The following is a 16,343-nucleotide window of genomic DNA, read 5'->3' as shown; positions in this document are numbered from 1 at the left end:
CCGCCCCGCGACCCGTGAAGAGAGCGATGCGCAATCTTCCTGTCGAGCCCACGCCGTTCATCGGGCGTCAGCGCGATGTGGAGGAACTGTGCGGCCTGCTCGGGGTCGGCCGTGTCGTGACGCTGTGCGGAGTGGGCGGCATCGGCAAGACGCGCCTCGCGCTGCGGGTGGCCGCGATGTCGGCCCACGCCTTCCCCGACGGGGTGTGGCTGGCCGACCTGGCCAGGGTGGTCAGGCCCGAACTCGTCGCCAGGGAGCTCGCCGACGTGCTCGGCGTGCGCGAGGAGCCCGCGCGCGGGCTGGAGGCGGGGATCGCCGACCGGTTGCGCGACTCGCGTGCGCTGCTCGTGCTGGACAACTGCGAGCACCTCGTCGCCGCGTGCGCGGACCTGGCCAAGTCGCTGACGTCGTACTCCCCCCAGGTGCGGATCCTGGCCACCAGCAGGGAGCCGCTGCGCATCTCGGGCGAGCTCGTCTGGCGGGTCCAGCCGCTGCAGCTGCCGCAGGGCGCCCAGGCCGACGCCGAGTCGGTGCGGCTGTTCCTCGACCGCACCTCGGCCATGGGCGTACGGCTGGCGCCCGGCGCACTGCCCGCCGTCGCCGCGCTGTGCGTCGCGCTCGACGGCCTGCCGCTCGCCCTCGAACTGGCCGCGGCGCGTACCTCCGTGCTCACGCCCGAGCAGATCCTCACCCGCATCGGCGACAGGTTCGCCCTGCTCACGACCGGCGACCGCACCGCCCCCACCCGGCAGCGCACACTGCAGGCCACCGTCGACTGGAGCTACGACCTGCTCTCCCCGCAGGAGCGCACCCTGCTGCGCACCCTGTCGGTCTTCGCCGGGCCCTTCTCCCTCGACCTGGCCGAACGGGTCTGCGCGGAGCCGGACGCCGAGGTGTTCGACCTGCTCAGCGGCCTGGTCGACCGATCGCTCGTGCTGTGCGAGCACGGCGACGACGGCGTGGCGAGATACCGGCTGCTGGAAACCGTCAAGCAGTACGCCGCCGGACTGCTGGAACGCGCGGGCGAACGGCCGTCGGCGCGCGACCGTCACCTCCAGGTCGTGTGCGAGGCCCAGGAGGAGGGCTTCGCCGTCAACTACGACAGCCGTCCGGCCTGGCCCGAACGGCTGGCGATCTACCGCACCGGCTGCTCGCTGCGCGACGAGTCGAGGGCGGCGCTCGGCTGGGCGCTGGAGTCCGGCGACGCCGAACGCGGCCTGCGGCTGTGCAACGCGCTGTCGAGCGTGTGGGGCATCGGCGGGACGTGGGCCGAGAGCCTGCTGTGGTACGAAAGCCTGCTCGCCCTCGACCTGTCCGGCCTGCCGGTCGAACTCGTGGCCCAGGCCAGGTCGTGGACGGCCTACGCCCTGCACGAGAACAAGAGCACGGCCGATGCGCTCGACCTGGCCAGGCAGGGCCTCGCGGGTCAGGTGGCGGCGCCGTACCAGCCGGGGCTGGGGGCCGCCTACACGATCGTGGCCACCGTGCTGCTGCGGACCGGGCGGGCCGACGAGGCCGGAGCCGTGTGCCAGGAGGGGCTCCAGGTGACCCGGCGGCATGCCGATCCCTGGCACGAGGCCGTGCTCTGCGCCGCGCTGGCCAGCGGGGCGATGCGCGGCGGGCGGCTGCGGGAGGCGCAGCGGTGGGGTGAGAGCGCGCTGGCGATCGCCGAGCGGGTCGACCACCACTGGCTCGTCGCCCTGGCGCTGACCGGCCTGGGGGTGATCGCCGAGGCCAGGGGCGACGGCGAGGCGGCGGCCATGCGGTACGAGGCCGCCGTGCCCCTGCTCGAGGAGACCGGCAACCGGACCGAGCTGGCCCGGTGTCTGGCCCGCCTGGGCCGGATCGCGGTGCGCGCCAACGACCACGACCTGGCGAGCACGCTGATCCTGCGCTGCCTGGAGCTGAGCCGGATCTCGGGCCAGCGCATGGGCACGGCCAGGGGGCTGGAGTCGCTGGCGATGCTGGCCCAGTCCCGTGGCGACGACGAGGCCGCCGTGACCGCAGCCGGAGCCGCCGCCGCCCTGCTCGCCGGTCTCGGCCAGCACGCCTCGCCGGTGCGCAGCGCTCCCCTGCTGGCGCGGGCCGGGTCCCGGCTCGGCGAGGCACACGTGGCGGCGCTGTGGGAGCAGGGCGGCCGCACCTCGCCCGACGACGTGGTCAGGCTCGTCCTCGAAGGCGGGCGCGTTCCGCACGCGCCCGCGAGCGGGACCGACGCGCCCGCGCCGCTGCTGACCGCCAGGGAGCGGGAGATCGCCGTCATGCTCACGCGCGGCCTGTCGAACCGGGCGATCGCCGACGAACTGGTCATCAGCCCGGCCACGGTGGCCAGGCACATCGCCAACATCACCGTGAAGCTGGGCTTCAGGTCCCGTGCGCAGATCGCGGCCTGGGCCGCGGACAAGGACCTGGGATCTGCATAGTGCGTTACACAGTTCGCCTGATGTAGGGCGTTCGCCGTGCGTCCTACCGTGAGGCATGCGTGCTGAGCTTCCCCTGGATCAGGGCAGGATCGCCCTGGCTGCCGAGCGGTTACGGATGCGCGGGCTGCGCGAGGGCGACACCGTCTTCGTCTGCCTGCCGTACGGCGAGGCGTTGCATGTGGCGGTCAACGCGGTGGCGGCGGCGGGCGGGCTGGTGGTGCTGACGGGGCCCGAGCTCGACCCGGAGGAGCTGGCGGCGCAGATCACGGCATGTGCGGCGCGAATGATGATCACCGATACGCCGCCCGCCGAATCGGCGCCGATCAGGCAGGTCATCGAACCCCATGAGTTGTGACCTACGCCACACGGACGCGCGAGGCTCCGGCTCCCTACACTGGCCCCATGGGCGATCTTCCGGTCTACGACGTCGTGCTGCTGCCCGGCAAGGACGTCGGCACCCGATCGACTCGGCTGAGCGAATGGTGCGCGCAGGTCGCGCCCACCGAGTTCACACTGAGCGACGACGGGCTCTATCCACACATCTCGCTGTACATGGCGAACTTCACGCCGGTCCAGCGCACGGCCGCACTGAGCAGGCTGCGCGCCATCGCCGGGCGCACGCCGGAGGTGCCGCTCGACGCCGATCACTTCGCGGGCAACGACCAGGGCATGTTCGAGCTGTTCTACCGTAAGACCGACGCGGTGACCCGGCTGCAGGAGGAGGTCATCGCCGCGCTCGAACCCCTGCGCACCGGCCTGCGCGAGCGCGACCCCGTCGGCCGCGTGCTGGCCGAGCACCGGCTGACCGCACCGGCGCTCGCCCGCGACAACCTCGACAGGTACGGCTACGACGAGGTCGGCGAGCTGTTCAGGCCGCACATCACGATCACCAGGTTCCGGCGGCGCGAGGACCGCCCCGACCCGGCCGCGCTGCCGCCCGTCGAGGAGTTCACCTCGACGTGCACGACCCTGGCCCTGTGCGTCATGGGCGAACACGGCACCTGCCCCCAGATCGTGGAGTCCTTCGAGCTGCGTCCCTGACCCGGCGCCTCACTCGGCGACCGTGAGCACGACCTTGCCTTCGGCATGCCCGGCCCCCACGTACGTGACGGCCTCGGCCGCCTGCTCCAGCGGGTAGGCACGCCCGACGACCGGGGTGAGCGCCCTCTTGCCCAGCAGTTCGGCCAGGTCGCGCAGGTCGGAGGGCCTGGCGACGGTGAACATGGCGATCAGCCGCTGGCCGACGAACGGCGACAGCAGGGCCGCGCCCGCCTGGCGCTGCAGCCCGCCGAGCACCCGGCCGCCGGTCTCGGCCCCCACGATGACCAGCCGCCCCCGCGGCTTGAGCACCCGGCGCACCTGGGCCAGCCTCCTGCCTCCGGCCAGGTCGATCGCCAGGTCGTAGCGCTCGGGCAGGGCGGAGATCTCCGCACGCGTGTAGTCGAGGACCCGGGTGGCGCCGAGCGAGCGCACCAGATCCACCTTGCCCGGCCCGCACACGCCGGTGACCTCGGCGCCGAACACCGTCGCCAGCCGCACCGCGAAAGTGCCGACGCCGCCGCCCGCGCCGATGACCAGCACCTTCTGGCCCGCCCGGACCGCGCCCTTGTCGCGCAGGGCCTGCAGTGCGGTCACCGCCGAGCCCGTCGTGGCCGCCGCCTGCTCGAACGTGATCCCCTCCGGCTTGGCCGCCAGCATGTCCTGCCCGGCCCGCGCGTAGTCGGCGAAGGCGCCCTTGCCCATGCCGAACACCTCGTCGCCCGGCCGGAACGCCGTGACGGCCGCGCCGACCGCCTCCACCCGTCCGGCGAGGTCGGCGCCCGGCACCTTGGTCCTGGGCGCCCGTAATCCGAATCCGAGCAGCCGCAGCACGTAGGGCAGACCGGTCATGAGGTGCACGACACCCATGTCGACCCCGGCCGCGCAGACCTTGACGATGACCTCGTCGTCGCGGGGAACGGGTCGTTCGATCTGCTCCAGCCGCAGCGTGTCGGCCTTGCCGTACCTGTTCTGGACGATGGCTCGCATGACGATTCCTCCGTGTCGGTCGGCTTCTCCTGCAATGTAAAGCAGCCAGGACACGATGTCTAGTTTGCTTTACATCACCCGCTCGGCGATCAAGGGGGGAGGACGGCTGCGGAATGGCGGATCGATGAGAAATCGTCATCTTCCATTCGGCGTGCGACGCCTAGGCTGACATTCCTTCGGAACGATCCAAAGGCGGTGCGCGTGTACGGTCAGAATCAGCCCGGCTTTCACCGGTCTCCATTCGACACCGGCCGTCCGGCTTTTCCGCCCCCGCCGCCTCCGCGCACCAACGGCCTGGCCGTCGCCTCGCTGATACTCGGCGTTCTGTGGTTGTGCGGGCTCGGCAGTCTGCTGGCCGTGATATTCGGCCATATCGCAGCCTCACATATCCGGACTAATCGCGACAAAGGCCATGGAATGGCAGTGGCCGGAATGGTGCTCGGTTATCTCGGGCTCGTCGTCGCGGCGGGCTCGCTCGTCCTGTCGCCGACGACTCCCGACCAGCCCGTCGCGGCCGTGGCGACCGGCGCACCGTCGCCCGCCGAGACCGCCGAACCTCTGGAGGCCGCCGACGAGGAGGAGCCCGAGCCGACGCCCTCCCCGGCGCGCAAGGCGTTCTCGGCCGCCGACTACCGCTCTCTTTCCGAGCGGGGATTCGGCAAGCTCGTCAAGGACCCCGACGCCTATCTCGGCAAACGCTTCGTCCTGTACGGAAAGGTCACCCAGTTCGACGCGGCGACCGGCAACGACGCCTTTCTCGCCAGTGTCGGCCCGGCCAGGAAACTGCCCTCATACGGCTTCGTGAGTTTCGACAAGAACGCCATGTTCGCCGGATCGAAGGCACGCCTGTCCGAGGTCGTGGAGGACGACCTGTTCCAGGCCTATGTGACGGTGGCGGGCAGCATCAGCTACGACACGGTGATGGGCGCCAACACCACGGCGCCGAGTTTCCGCATCGACCGCATCAAGGTCTACGGCACCGCGAAGTAGGACCGGCGGGCACACCCGGACGGGTCACGGGGTCCAGCCGGTGGCCTCGGCCCAGTGCTCGGCCCGGGTGGTGATCTCGGCGATGAGATCGCCCTTCGCATCGGCGTACTGCGACATGTCCGGCCAGTCGCGCCGCGCCAGCTGCCGCTTGAGCTCGGCGTAGGCGTCGCGGTCGCGGGTGTCGTGGCGCAGCCAGTCGCGAAACAGCAGGTGCCTGCGCTCCCAGTCGCCGCCCGCCGTGCACAGGTGCACGTGCACGTCCAGGGCGGGCGTGCGGACCATGCGATGCCCGGCCTGGCGCACCCGCAGCAGATATCCGGCCGCCAGCAGGGCGTCGAGATAGGCCCCTTCGTCCTCCACGTCGGGCACGCTGACGTCGAGGTCGACGATCGGCTTGGCCGTCAGCCCCGGCACGGACGTGGACCCGATGTGGTCGATCCGCACGGCGACGGGCCCGAGCGCGGCCTGGACGCGCGCCCGCTCCCGCTCGAAGCGCACCGCCCATCCCGGGTCGTGCGCGACCAGCCTGACCTCGCGCTTCTCGTAACCGCCGATCAGCTCACGCTCAAGGCTCACGCGCCCAAGTCTGCCAGGCGGGCCGCGCCCCTCTCAGCTCTTCGGCACGCTTGACATCGACGGCGCCCCGCACGACGTGGCCGAGACGATCGAGGCCTACGGCCGCTGGCCGGCCGCGAGCCCTGTCCCGAAGCTGCTCGTCTCGGCCGAGCCGGGCGCGATCCTCGTCGGCCGTGCCCTCGACTTCGCCAGGACCTGGCCCGCGCAACGGGAGGTACGCGTGCCCGGCATCCACTACGTGCAGGAGGACGCGCCCGACGCGATCGGCGCGGCCCTGCGCGACTTCGTGCTCGACGGCTAGCCCCCTGCGAACCTATACGACATCATGGGCCATATCTGATGAGGAGGCCCCCCAATGTCCTATACGTTCGACCCGGAGCTCGCTCCTTTCGCCGTCGACCTGCTGCCCGAGCACGACCTGCGTGACGTGGTGACCTCGCGGGAGGTGCTCAAGGAGTTCTTCAGCTCCATGCCCGGCGGGTTCCCCGACACCGTCGTCGTGACCGACAGGGAGATCGCCGGTCCCGGCGGACCGCTCAGGGTGCGCGTCTACTCCCCGCGCGAGCGTGCGGCCGAGCCGGCGCCCGCGATGGTCTTCATCCACGGCGGCGGCTTCATCGTCGGACAGGTCGAGATGGGCGACGCGCTGCTGTCGTCGCTGGCCGAGACGATGGGCGTGGTGTCGGTGTCGGTCGACTACCGGCTCGCGCCCGAGCATCCCTACCCCTCGGGCGTCGAGGACTGCTACGCCGCCCTGGTCTGGACCGCCGAGCACGCGGGCGAGCTCGGCGTCGACCCCGCCCGCATCGCCGTCGGCGGGGAGAGCGCGGGCGGCGGGCTGGCCGCGGCCGTCGCCCTGCTGGCCAGGGACAGGGGCGGCCCCGCCCTGTGCCTGCAGTACCTCGGTATTCCCGAGCTCGACGACCGGCTGGCCACCCCGTCGATGACGGCCTTCGTCGACACGCCCGGCTGGAGCAGGGACAAGGCGGAGATCAGCTGGGACTACTACCTCGGTCCCGGCCACCGCCCCGGCGACGCCGACGTGCCCGTGTACGCCGCTCCGGCCAGGGCCGACGACCTGTCCGGGCTGGCTCCCGCCTTCGTGATGGTCTGCGAGTTCGACCCGCTGCGCGACGAGGGCCTGGCCTACGCGGCCAAGCTGGTGCAGGCCGGGGTCCCCGTCGGCCTGCACATGTATCCCGGCACCTTCCACGGCTGCGCCTGGGTCCCCGACGCCCAGGTGTCCCAGCGCATGCAGGCCGACCTCCTGTACGCCCTGCGCCGCGCCTTCCGCCTGCCCGGATAGGCGTCAAGCCGACACGCCGTCCAGCTCGCCCGCCGTACTGGGTGAGCAGGCGGCCAGCGCCTCGGCGATCCCGGGCCGCAGGGTGAGCGCGTGCCGTACGACCTGGTCGGTCTCCAGCAGGAAGGCCAGATGCTGTACGGCATGCGCCACCACGTGCTCCACCCGCACGTCCTCGGGCGCGGGCGCCTCCGGCGTGGCCCCCCTGGCGACACGCACGTCGGCCAGGGAGATCGCGGGCAGCGCGGGCGCGGGGTCGGGACACACGACGTAGGTCAGGACCACCTGTCCCTCGGGCCGATACCGCCAGCTCGTGGAGTGCACGACCGTGCCGCCCTCCCCCGCCACCCCGCCGACCCGCCGTACACAGGCGTCCGGGCTCTCCCCTGCCTCCGGCACGACGACGACCCGCCGATAGGCCCACCGCCCCGCCCCGTCGACCCGCAACGCCAGCACCTCGACCGCGACCGGCGCAACGGCCCCAGGCTGCTCCACGTGTCTCCCCCGTCCATCTGCACACTCCATGCAAGAGCGTATCGATCGCACGTTTCCATTCGACACGGAAGCACGATCGGAGTGTCCGCAGTGGCGAAGGCCCTCCCCCGCACCAGGGGAGGGCCTTCTGGGGGGCGACGGCGTTAGGCCGAGCGGTCGAACGAGTGGCGATACTCTCTCGGGGTCACGCCGTGGCGTCTGAGGAAGTGGGCGCGCAGGACGCCGCCGGTGCGGAAGCCCGCCTGGCGGGCTATCTCGTGGATGGACAGCGCCGTGGTCTCCAGGAGTTCCTCGGCGCGGTCGAGGCGTTGGGCCGTCAGCCAGGCGTGCGGGGTGGTGCCCGTCACCTCGCGGAAGCGGCGGGCGAAGGTACGCGGGCTCATCAGGGCCTGTTCGGCCAGGTCGTTGACGGTCAGCGGGTGGTGCAGGCGGTCGCGGGTCCAGGTCAGCAGACCGGCCAGCCTGGCGCCGTCGATGTCGGCGAAGGTCTGGGCCTCGGACTCGGCGGGGGTGGAGACGTAGTGGGTCTGGCCGCTGTCGCGCCTGGGCAGGACCATGCCCTCCCTGGCGACGATATTGGCCGCCGCGGTGCCGTGCTCGCGGCGCAGCAGGTGCAGGCACATGTCGATGCCTGCCGTGACGCCCGCGCCGGTGACGATACGGCCCTGGTCGACATAGAGCGCGTCGGCGTCCACGCTGATCGCCGGGTGCTCGCGGGCGAGCTGGTCGGCGAGTTGCCAGTTGGTCGCGACGCGCAGGCCGTCGAGCAGGCCGGTGGCCGCCAGCAGGAACGAGCCGCTGCAGTAGGCGGCGACGACGGCGCCCCTGCGATAGGCGTCGACGATCGCACGCGCGGCGGCGGGCGGCAGGGCGGGCGGGCGTTCGCCGGTGGGCAGGATGATGATCAGGTCGGCGCACGCCATGGCGCCGACGTCGCTGTCGACCGGCATGAGCAGGCCGAGATCGGTGCGCAGTGTGCCGGCACGGTCGGCGCACACGGCGAAGTCGAGGCTGGGCATGCCCAGCTGGGGACGGTCGGCGAAGATGTTGCTGACCGCGCTCAGGCCGAACGAGCTGACGCCGGGCCTGGCGTAGGCGAGCACGGATCGGAACGGGGTACGGGCCCGCCTGGCAGGCGCTCCCGGGGTTCGCAGGCCTTCTTCCCGCCATTGGCGCAGGCAGAAGGCGCTGGTGCCAGAACGCAATGACGCTCCCTTGACGCTCACGCCCCAGTGTCCTTTCGCACTACGTGTTCCATCGCCCTTTCCACTCAGTTGATCACTCGAAGTCAAGGCTACGGTAAAAGTCGCCGCGCGCCGAGATCACCCGGGGCGCGGGGCCGGGAGCAGGGGATGAGCGTGCGCTCGATCATGACGATGCCCTTCCGTCCCGCTGCCGTTGAGCTGAGCGTCCCTCCTGACCCGGATTGCGAACACCCGATTCCCGGCCATTTACCGCCGGATAAGTACCCGCCCGACGGCCGCCTGCCGTACCGGGCGGTCCGGGGTAGGGGCAGGGGCGGGCTCCCCTAGGCTGGCCGCAATCATGACGCGGTGACCTTCCTGAGGAGCACGATGTTCGCAAGATCGCTTGGTGACGACGGCGCCGAGTTGCGCCCGCTTGAGCCGTGGAACGCCGAGGAGTTCCTCGCCCATATCGACAGGGGCCGCGAGCACATCGGCCGTTTCATCCAGTTCCCCGACCGTGTGACCGATCTGGACTCGGCCACCGCCCTGCTGCGCGACTATGCCGGCCGGGCCGTCGCCGACACCGGCCGGCTGTACGGCATCTGGGACGGCGACCTGCTGGTCGGCGGGGTGTTGTTCCGCGTGTTCGACGTGGGCACCGGCTCGTGCGAGGTCGGGTGCTGGCTGGAGCAGGACGCGGTCGGGCGCGGCCTGATCACCAGGGCGATCGGCGTGCTGCTCGACTGGGCCTTCGACGTGCGCGGGATGCACCGGGCCGAGTGGATCGCGGCCGGTGGCAACGTGCCGAGTCTGAAGGTGGCCGAACGGCTCGGCATGGTACGCGAGGGCGTGCTGCGCGAGAGCTACCCGCACAGGGGGGTGCGCCACGACATGGAGGTGTGGGCGATCCTGGCCCCCGAGTGGCGGGCCAGGTCGGGCAGGAGCTAGCCGAGGCTGGAGTCGACGGCGTCGGGCGAGAGCACCTGGTCCAGGACCATCATCGCGCACCCGCTGATCCCGGCCCCGGCCCCGAGCCTGCTCGTCTCGATGCGCAGGCGGCGCGTGGCCAGGGCGGTGGAGCGGCGGTAGACCACCTCGCGGATGCTGGAGACCAGCGGCCCGAACGCCTCGGCGACGTCGCCGCCCAGTACGACGACCGACGGGTTCAGCAGGTTGACGGCGCTGGCCACGACCTCGCCGATGCGCCTGCCCGCCTCGCGTACCATCGCCATCGTCTCGGCGTCGCCCGCGCGGACCAGGGCGGTGACGTCGGCGATGTCCTTGACGTCACGGCCGCGCTCGCGCAGGTCGCGCAGGAGGGCGGTGCCGCTGGCGACGGAGTCGACGCAGTCGACGTTGCCGCAGCGGCACAGCACACCGCCGCCGTCGCGCACCGGGATGTGGCCGATCTCGCCCGCGGCCCCGAGCGCACCGCGCAGGATCTCGCCGCCCGCGATGATGCCGGCGCCGATCCGGGTGGAGACCTTGACGAACATCAGGTCGTCGGTCTCCTCCCGGTAGGCCCCTCTGTGCTCGCCGATGGCCAGCACGTTCACGTCGTTGTCCACGTACACCGGCACCGGAAAACGGGTGGCCACCAGCGGCGGGATCACCACGCCGGTCCAGCTGGCCATGACGCGCGCCGACTCGGTGCGGCCGGCGGCGAACTCCACCGTGGCGGGCACGCCCATCCCGACCCCGCGGACCTGGGATAGGGGCCGTCCCAAAAGGCCGAGCAACTCATCCCAGGTGTCCATGAGAAGGGGCAGCACGACGTCCGGCCCCTGCTCGACGTCGATGACGAACTCCCGCTGCGCCAGCGCGACGCCCGCCAGGTCGCACACCGCCACCCGGGTACGGCTGGCGCCGAGCGCGGCGACCAGCACGACGCCACCGGAGGCGTCGAACTCCAGGCGTACGGGCGGCCTGCCGCCGGTCGAGGGGGCGTCGGCGCGTTCGACGACCAGGCCCCTGTCGAGGAGTTCGCCGACCCGCAGGGAAACGGCCGGTCTGGACAGGCCGGTCACCCTGCCGATGTCGGCCCGCGTGACAGCCTCACCACTGCGGATCAGGCCCAGCACGTCGCCCGTGGTGGCGAGGGTGGCAGCGGTACGTCGAGGCATCGCCAAAGTGAATCACACTGGGTTAGGTGATGAAAAGTGCAGACTTTCTCATCTCGAATAGCAAAACTCCGCTTGTGTCCGACCGAAACTCTGGCTAGTGTCCGTTCTGTCCACTCGTGGTAGATCAACGGAGTCCGCACCGTGTCCCCCGTCTTCCCCTTGTCCACGACCGCAGGCCAGGCCGAGGCTCCCGCCGAAGCCGTGCTCGCCGACCAGCAGCACACCGCCGACCTGATCGTGTTCGGCGGCACCGGCGATCTCGCCATGCGCAAGCTGCTGCCCGCCCTGTACCACGCCGACCGCGACGGCCGTCTGTCCCCACAGACGCGCATCATCGCGATGTCGCGCGGCGGCCTGAGCGACGCCGACTTCCGCGGCAAGGTGGACGCCGAGGTACGCGACCAGGTGCCCGTCGACGACCCCTCCGTCTGGCAGCGCTTCCTCGGCAGGCTGCAGCACGTCTCGATCGACGTCGGCGCCGACGACTCCCGCAACTGGTCCGACATCACCGACCTGCTGGCCGGGCACGAGCAGCGCGACCGGATCTTCTACCTGGCCAGCCCGCCGATGACGTTCGGCCCCTTCTGCCGTGAGGCGCACGCCGCCGGTCTGGTCACGCCCAAGAGCCGGGTCGTGCTGGAGAAGCCGCTCGGCCGCGACCTGGTCAGCGCCCAGCGCATCAACGACGAGGTCGGCGAGATCTTCGACGAGCAGCAGATCTTCCGCATCGACCACTACCTGGGCAAGGAGACGGTGCAGAACCTGCTCGTGCTCAGGTTCGCCAACGCCTTCCTGGAGCCGATCTGGAACTCCCTCTGGATCGACCACGTGCAGATCACCGCGGCCGAGACCGTCGGCACGCCCGGCAGGCGCGGGTACTACGACCACGCGGGCGCGCTGCGCGACATGGTGCAGAACCACCTGCTGCAACTGCTCTGCCTGGTCGCCATGGAGCCGCCCGCCCGCAACGACCGCGAGTCGATCCGCGACGAGAAGGTCAAGGTGCTGCAGTCGCTGCGCCCGATCGTCGGCGGCGAGGTCGACCGCTTCACCGTGCGCGGGCAGTACACCGAGGCCGATGCCATGCCCTCCTACCTGGAGGAGCCCGGCTCGACGCCGCCGACCGAGGCCTCGCGCCGGGTGGAGACCTTCACCGCCATCCGGGCCGAGGTGAAGAACTGGCGCTGGGCGGGTGTGCCCTTCTACCTGCGCACCGGCAAGCGCCTGCCGTACCGGCGCTCGGAGATCGTGATCCAGTTCAAGGACGTGCCGCACTCCATCTTCCCCGGCGCGACGCCGAACAAGCTGGTGCTGCGGCTGCAGCCGAGCGAGGGCATCGAGCTGCACATCATGGCCAAGGAGCCGGGCGCGGGCGAGGTCACGCTCAAGCCGGTGCCGCTCAGCCTGAGCTTCGGCAAGACCTTCACCGCCCGGGTGCCCGAGGCGTACGAGCGGCTGCTGACCGATGTCCTGGCCGGCAATCCCACGCTGTTCATGCGCAGGGACGAGGTCGAGGCCGCCTGGCGTTGGATCGATCCGATCCTGTCCACCTGGGAGGCCTCGGCCGCCCTGCCCGAGCCCTACCCCGCCGGAACCACGGGCCCGGCGGGCGCCCACGAACTGCTCGGCCGTAGCGGCCGCACCTGGCACGAGGAGGAATCGGCATGAACCCAGTGATCCAGGAAGTCACCCAGCGCATCGCCGAGCGCAGCCGCGCCAGCCGCGCCGCGTATCTGGCGCGCATCAGGCACGACGGCGAACTGGCCAGGTCCAAGGGCCCGGCCCGCGCCCACCTGGGCTGCGCCAACCTGGCCCACGGCTTCGCCGCCTCCCCCGAAGGCGACAAGCTGGCCCTGCGCGGTACGGCCAAGCCGGGCGTGGCGATCGTGACCAGCTACAACGACATGCTGTCGGCGCACCAGCCGTACGAGACCTACCCGCAGGAGCTCAAGGCCGCCGTGCGTCAGGCCGGTGGCGTCGCGCAGGTCGCGGGCGGCGTGCCCGCCATGTGCGACGGCATCACGCAGGGCAGGGCCGGGATGGAGCTGTCGCTCTACAGCCGCGACGTCATCGCCATGGCCACCGCGATCGCCCTTTCGCACGACATGTTCGACACCTCCCTGCTGCTCGGCGTGTGCGACAAGATCGTGCCGGGCCTGCTGATCGGCGCGCTGCACTTCGGGCACCTGCCCGCCGTGTTCGTCCCGGCCGGGCCGATGACCTCCGGCCTGCCGAACAAGGTCAAGGCCCGCACCCGCCAGCTGTTCGCCGAGGGCAAGGTCGGCAAGGAGGAACTGCTCGACGCCGAGGCGAAGTCCTACCACTCCCCCGGCACCTGCACCTTCTACGGCACCGCCAACTCCAACCAGGTGCTGGTCGAGGTCATGGGCCTGCACCTGCCCGGGTCCACGTTCGTCAACCCGCACACCGAGCTGCGCCACGCCCTGACCGAGGCCGCAGGCCGCCGGGCCGTGGAGATCACCGCGCACGGCGAGGAGTACACGCCGATCGGCGAGGTCGTCGACGAGCGCGCGATCGTCAACGCGTGCGTCGCGCTGCTGGCCACCGGCGGTTCGACCAACCACACCCTGCACCTGGTCGCCATCGCCGCCGCCGCGGGCATCGTGCTGACCTGGGACGACCTGGCCGCACTGTCGAGCGTCGTGCCCTCGCTGACCAAGATGTACCCCAACGGCCAGGCGGACGTGAACCACTTCCGCGACGCCGGAGGCATGCAGGCGCTGATCGGCGACCTGCTGGACAACGGGCTGCTGCACGAGGACGTCCTGACGATCGCCGGGCGCGGCCTCGGCCACTACCGCAGCGCGCCGACGCTCAAGGCCGACGGCGAGCTGGTCTGGGAGGAGGTCGTCTCGGGCAGCTCCGACCTGGACGTGCTGCGCCCGGTCGCCGAGCCGTTCTCCGCCGACGGCGGTATCCACATGGTCGACGGCAATCTCGGCTGCGCGGTCAGCAAGGTCTCGGCGGTCAAGGCCGAGCACCTGGTGATCGAGGCCCCGGCCAAGGTCTTCGACGACCAGCTCGACCTGCTGCGCGCCTTCGAGGCGGGCCAGCTCGACGGGCAGGACTTCGTGGCCGTCATCCGCTACCAGGGTCCCAGTGCGAACGGCATGCCCGAGCTGCACAAGCTCACGCCGCCGCTGGCCGTGCTGCTGGACAGGGGGCAGCGGGTGGCCATCGTCACCGACGGGCGGATGTCCGGCGCTTCGGGCAAGGTGCCCGCGGCCATCCACCTGTCGCCCGAGGCGGCCGACGGCGGTCCGATCGCGCTCGTGCGCGACGGCGACCCGATCCGCCTGGACTCCGGCCGTGGCACGCTCGACCTGCTCGTCCCCGAGGCCGAGCTCGCCACCCGCGTTCCGGACGGCAGGGCGCTGAGCGACGCGCAGTGGGTCGGCACCGGCCGCGAGCTGTTCGCCGCCTTCCGCAGGATGGCGCTGCCCGCCGAGCGCGGCGCGGGCATCTTCGGCGTCAGCGGCGCCGAGTCGGCCACGCACGGCCCCGGCCTCGGCTTCGCCGCGCCCGCGGGCTCCTCCCACACCGAGGTCGCCTCCTCCGGCGCGGCCGGATGAGCGGGCACTCCACCCCCTGGCTGGTCGCCGACATCGGCGGCACCAACGCCCGGTTCGGCCTGGTCACGACGCCGGGCGCGGCCCCCGAGCACGTGCGCGTGCTGACCGGCGCCGAGCACCCGAGCCTGCCCGAAGCCGTCGCCGCCTACCTGGCCGACGTCGCGGGCGAGGGGGTACGGCCGGGCGCCGCCTGCCTGGCCGTCGCCGGGCCGATCGACGGCGACCGCTACCGCCTGACCAACGCCGACTGGCACGGCTCGGTCAAGGACCTCGGTCTCGGCCATGTCGAGCTGCTCAACGACTTCGAGGCGCTGGCCGTCTCGCTGCCGCACCTGGCGGGCGACGACCTCGTCCGGCTCGGCGGCCCCGAACCCGGCCACGGGCTCAAGGCCGTGCTGGGACCCGGCACCGGGCTCGGCGTCGCCGGGCTCGTGCCGACCGAGCACGGCTGGGCGCCGATCCCGGGCGAGGGCGGGCACACGCTGGTCGCCGTGCTTGAGGATCGCGAGTTCGAGATCGTCAGAGTGCTGCGCGGCCAGGGACGCCGCCATGTCGTGGCCGAGGACCTGCTGTCGGGGCCCGGCCTGTCCCGGCTGCACCGGGCGCTGGCCGTCGTCAACGGCGTCACCGCGCCCGAGCTGAGCGCCGCCGACATCGTCGCCAGGCTCGACGACTCGCTGTGCGCCGAGGCCGTCGACGTCTTCTGCGGCCTGCTCGGCAGCTTCGCCGGGAACGTCGCGCTCACGCTGGGCGCCAGAGGCGGCGTCTACCTGGGCGGCGGTGTGCTGCCGCGTATCGTGGACCGCGTGGCGGCCAGCGACTTCCGCGCCAGGTTCGAGGCCACGCCGCTCATCACCGACTACCTGCAAGCCATCGCCACGGCCGTGATCGTGGCGCCGCAACCCGCATTGACCGGTGCCGCCGCGTGGCTGGCACAGCAGTCTGCCAAGGAGCTCGTCTCATGAGTCTGCTCGATCTCGCCCCTGTCGTCCCCGTCGTCGTGATCGACGACGTCGAGACGGCCGTCCCGCTGGCGCGGGCGCTCGTGGCGGGCGGCCTGCCGGTCATCGAGGTCACCCTGCGCACGGCGTGCGCGCTCGACGCCGTCGCCCGCATCGCGGCCGAGGTGCCCGACGCGGTGATCGGCGCGGGCACGATCAGGACGGCCGCCGATGTGGACGCGGCGGTGGCCGCAGGCTCGAAGTTCCTCGTCTCGCCCGGCACCACGCCCGCGCTGCTGGAGGCGCTGCTGGGGTCGGGTGTGCCGTTCCTTCCCGGTGCGGCGACCGCTTCGGAGGTGATGGCGCTGGCCGAGCGCGGGCTGAAGGAGCTGAAGTTCTTCCCGGCCGAGGCCGCCGGGGGCCTGCCGTACCTCAAATCGCTGGCGGGGCCGCTGCCCGACGTGCGATTCTGCCCCACGGGCGGGATCAGGCTCGACAGTGCTCCCGCCTACCTCGCCGCGCCCAATGTGGGATGTGTGGGCGGGACCTGGCTGACACCCGCCGACGCCCTGGCCACCGGTGACTGGGAGCGCGTGCGCAAGCTCGCGGCCGAGGCCGCGGCCCTGCGCTGAGGCCTGGCACGACCGCGAAGAACCGAGCTCGACGACGGGAGGAGCCTCCCTC

At 71.8% G+C, this 16,343-nt stretch carries 16 protein-coding genes; 11 read left to right on the top strand and 5 right to left on the bottom strand.

Annotated features, from left to right (window positions below):
- The first annotated feature begins 26 nt into the window (after positions 1 to 26).
- Genes ACTWNK_RS18000 through ACTWNK_RS17990 form a run of 3 tightly spaced genes read left to right on the top strand, consistent with a single transcriptional unit; the run spans position 27 to position 3,464 of the window.
- Positions 27 to 2,423 carry an ATP-binding protein gene (locus ACTWNK_RS18000; RefSeq protein ID WP_474305150.1) on the top strand — a complete coding sequence of 799 codons (2,397 nt, stop codon included), beginning with the start codon at positions 27 to 29 and terminating at the stop codon, positions 2,421 to 2,423.
- Between the two features lie 55 nt (positions 2,424 to 2,478).
- Positions 2,479 to 2,778: an AMP-binding protein gene (locus tag ACTWNK_RS17995; RefSeq protein WP_474305149.1), complete on the top strand. Its 300-nt coding sequence runs from the start codon at positions 2,479 to 2,481 to the stop codon at positions 2,776 to 2,778.
- A gap of 47 nt (positions 2,779 to 2,825) precedes the next feature.
- On the top strand, positions 2,826 to 3,464 hold the full coding sequence (locus ACTWNK_RS17990) for a DUF1045 domain-containing protein (protein ID WP_474305148.1): 639 nt from the start codon (positions 2,826 to 2,828) through the stop codon (positions 3,462 to 3,464).
- A gap of 9 nt (positions 3,465 to 3,473) precedes the next feature.
- Here ACTWNK_RS17990 and ACTWNK_RS17985 read toward each other — a convergent pair whose 3' ends face one another.
- Complete coding sequence (locus tag ACTWNK_RS17985; RefSeq protein ID WP_474305147.1) at positions 3,474 to 4,451, bottom strand: NAD(P)-dependent alcohol dehydrogenase; 978 nt, start codon at positions 4,449 to 4,451, stop codon at positions 3,474 to 3,476.
- Positions 4,452 to 4,646: 195 nt separating this feature from the next.
- On the opposite strand from ACTWNK_RS17985, the gene ACTWNK_RS17980 reads away from it, so the two are divergent.
- A complete protein-coding gene (locus ACTWNK_RS17980) occupies positions 4,647 to 5,441 on the top strand; it encodes a DUF4190 domain-containing protein (RefSeq protein WP_474305146.1) in 795 nt (264 codons plus the stop codon).
- Positions 5,442 to 5,465: 24 nt separating this feature from the next.
- Here the strand turns inward: ACTWNK_RS17980 and ACTWNK_RS17975 are convergent, their stop codons facing one another.
- Entirely contained in the window at positions 5,466 to 6,017 is a 552-nt protein-coding gene (locus ACTWNK_RS17975; RefSeq protein ID WP_474305145.1) for a GrpB family protein, read from the bottom strand.
- 76 nt (positions 6,018 to 6,093) lie between these two features.
- Between ACTWNK_RS17975 and ACTWNK_RS17970 the strand changes: the two genes are divergently transcribed.
- On the top strand, positions 6,094 to 6,318 hold the full coding sequence (locus ACTWNK_RS17970; RefSeq protein WP_474305144.1) for a hypothetical protein: 225 nt from the start codon (positions 6,094 to 6,096) through the stop codon (positions 6,316 to 6,318).
- A 54-nt stretch (positions 6,319 to 6,372) separates the two neighbouring features.
- Positions 6,373 to 7,323: an alpha/beta hydrolase gene (locus tag ACTWNK_RS17965; RefSeq protein WP_474305143.1), complete on the top strand. Its 951-nt coding sequence runs from the start codon at positions 6,373 to 6,375 to the stop codon at positions 7,321 to 7,323.
- A gap of 3 nt (positions 7,324 to 7,326) precedes the next feature.
- Here the strand turns inward: ACTWNK_RS17965 and ACTWNK_RS17960 are convergent, their stop codons facing one another.
- Together ACTWNK_RS17960 and ACTWNK_RS17955 are read right to left on the bottom strand one after the other, a co-directional pair.
- Positions 7,327 to 7,815, bottom strand: a complete 489-nt coding sequence (locus ACTWNK_RS17960) for a hypothetical protein (protein WP_474305142.1) — start codon at positions 7,813 to 7,815, stop codon at positions 7,327 to 7,329.
- A gap of 143 nt (positions 7,816 to 7,958) precedes the next feature.
- The gene (locus ACTWNK_RS17955; protein WP_474305141.1) at positions 7,959 to 9,020 is read right to left on the bottom strand and encodes a GlxA family transcriptional regulator; all 1,062 of its coding nucleotides are present in this window, start codon (positions 9,018 to 9,020) and stop codon (positions 7,959 to 7,961) included.
- Between the two features lie 369 nt (positions 9,021 to 9,389).
- On the opposite strand from ACTWNK_RS17955, the gene ACTWNK_RS17950 reads away from it, so the two are divergent.
- Complete coding sequence (locus ACTWNK_RS17950; protein ID WP_474305140.1) at positions 9,390 to 9,950, top strand: GNAT family N-acetyltransferase; 561 nt, start codon at positions 9,390 to 9,392, stop codon at positions 9,948 to 9,950.
- Here the strand turns inward: ACTWNK_RS17950 and ACTWNK_RS17945 are convergent.
- Positions 9,947 to 11,125 (bottom strand): ROK family transcriptional regulator, encoded by a 1,179-nt coding sequence (locus ACTWNK_RS17945; RefSeq protein ID WP_474305139.1) that lies wholly within the window; start codon positions 11,123 to 11,125, stop codon positions 9,947 to 9,949. The two genes, ACTWNK_RS17950 and ACTWNK_RS17945, sit on opposite strands and share 4 nt — an antisense overlap.
- 201 nt (positions 11,126 to 11,326) lie before the next feature.
- On the opposite strand from ACTWNK_RS17945, the gene zwf reads away from it, so the two are divergent.
- From zwf to eda, 4 genes are read left to right on the top strand one after another with little or no spacing between them, the layout of a single operon-like run.
- Positions 11,327 to 12,793 (top strand): glucose-6-phosphate dehydrogenase, encoded by a 1,467-nt coding sequence (zwf, locus tag ACTWNK_RS17940; RefSeq protein WP_474310937.1) that lies wholly within the window; start codon positions 11,327 to 11,329, stop codon positions 12,791 to 12,793.
- Entirely contained in the window at positions 12,790 to 14,718 is a 1,929-nt protein-coding gene (edd, locus tag ACTWNK_RS17935) for a phosphogluconate dehydratase (RefSeq protein ID WP_474305138.1), read from the top strand. Before zwf ends, edd begins: the two co-directional genes overlap by 4 nt.
- Positions 14,715 to 15,683 (top strand): glucokinase, encoded by a 969-nt coding sequence (glk, locus tag ACTWNK_RS17930; RefSeq protein WP_474305137.1) that lies wholly within the window; start codon positions 14,715 to 14,717, stop codon positions 15,681 to 15,683. The genes edd and glk overlap by 4 nt, the downstream gene beginning before the upstream one ends.
- On the top strand, positions 15,680 to 16,291 hold the full coding sequence (gene eda, locus ACTWNK_RS17925; RefSeq protein ID WP_474305136.1) for a bifunctional 4-hydroxy-2-oxoglutarate aldolase/2-dehydro-3-deoxy-phosphogluconate aldolase: 612 nt from the start codon (positions 15,680 to 15,682) through the stop codon (positions 16,289 to 16,291). Before glk ends, eda begins: the two co-directional genes overlap by 4 nt.
- Positions 16,292 to 16,343 lie beyond the last annotated feature (52 nt).

It is taken from the genome of Nonomuraea sp. IBHARD001, assembly GCF_056106265.1.
This window is presented reverse-complemented; position numbering and strand designations above follow the sequence as displayed.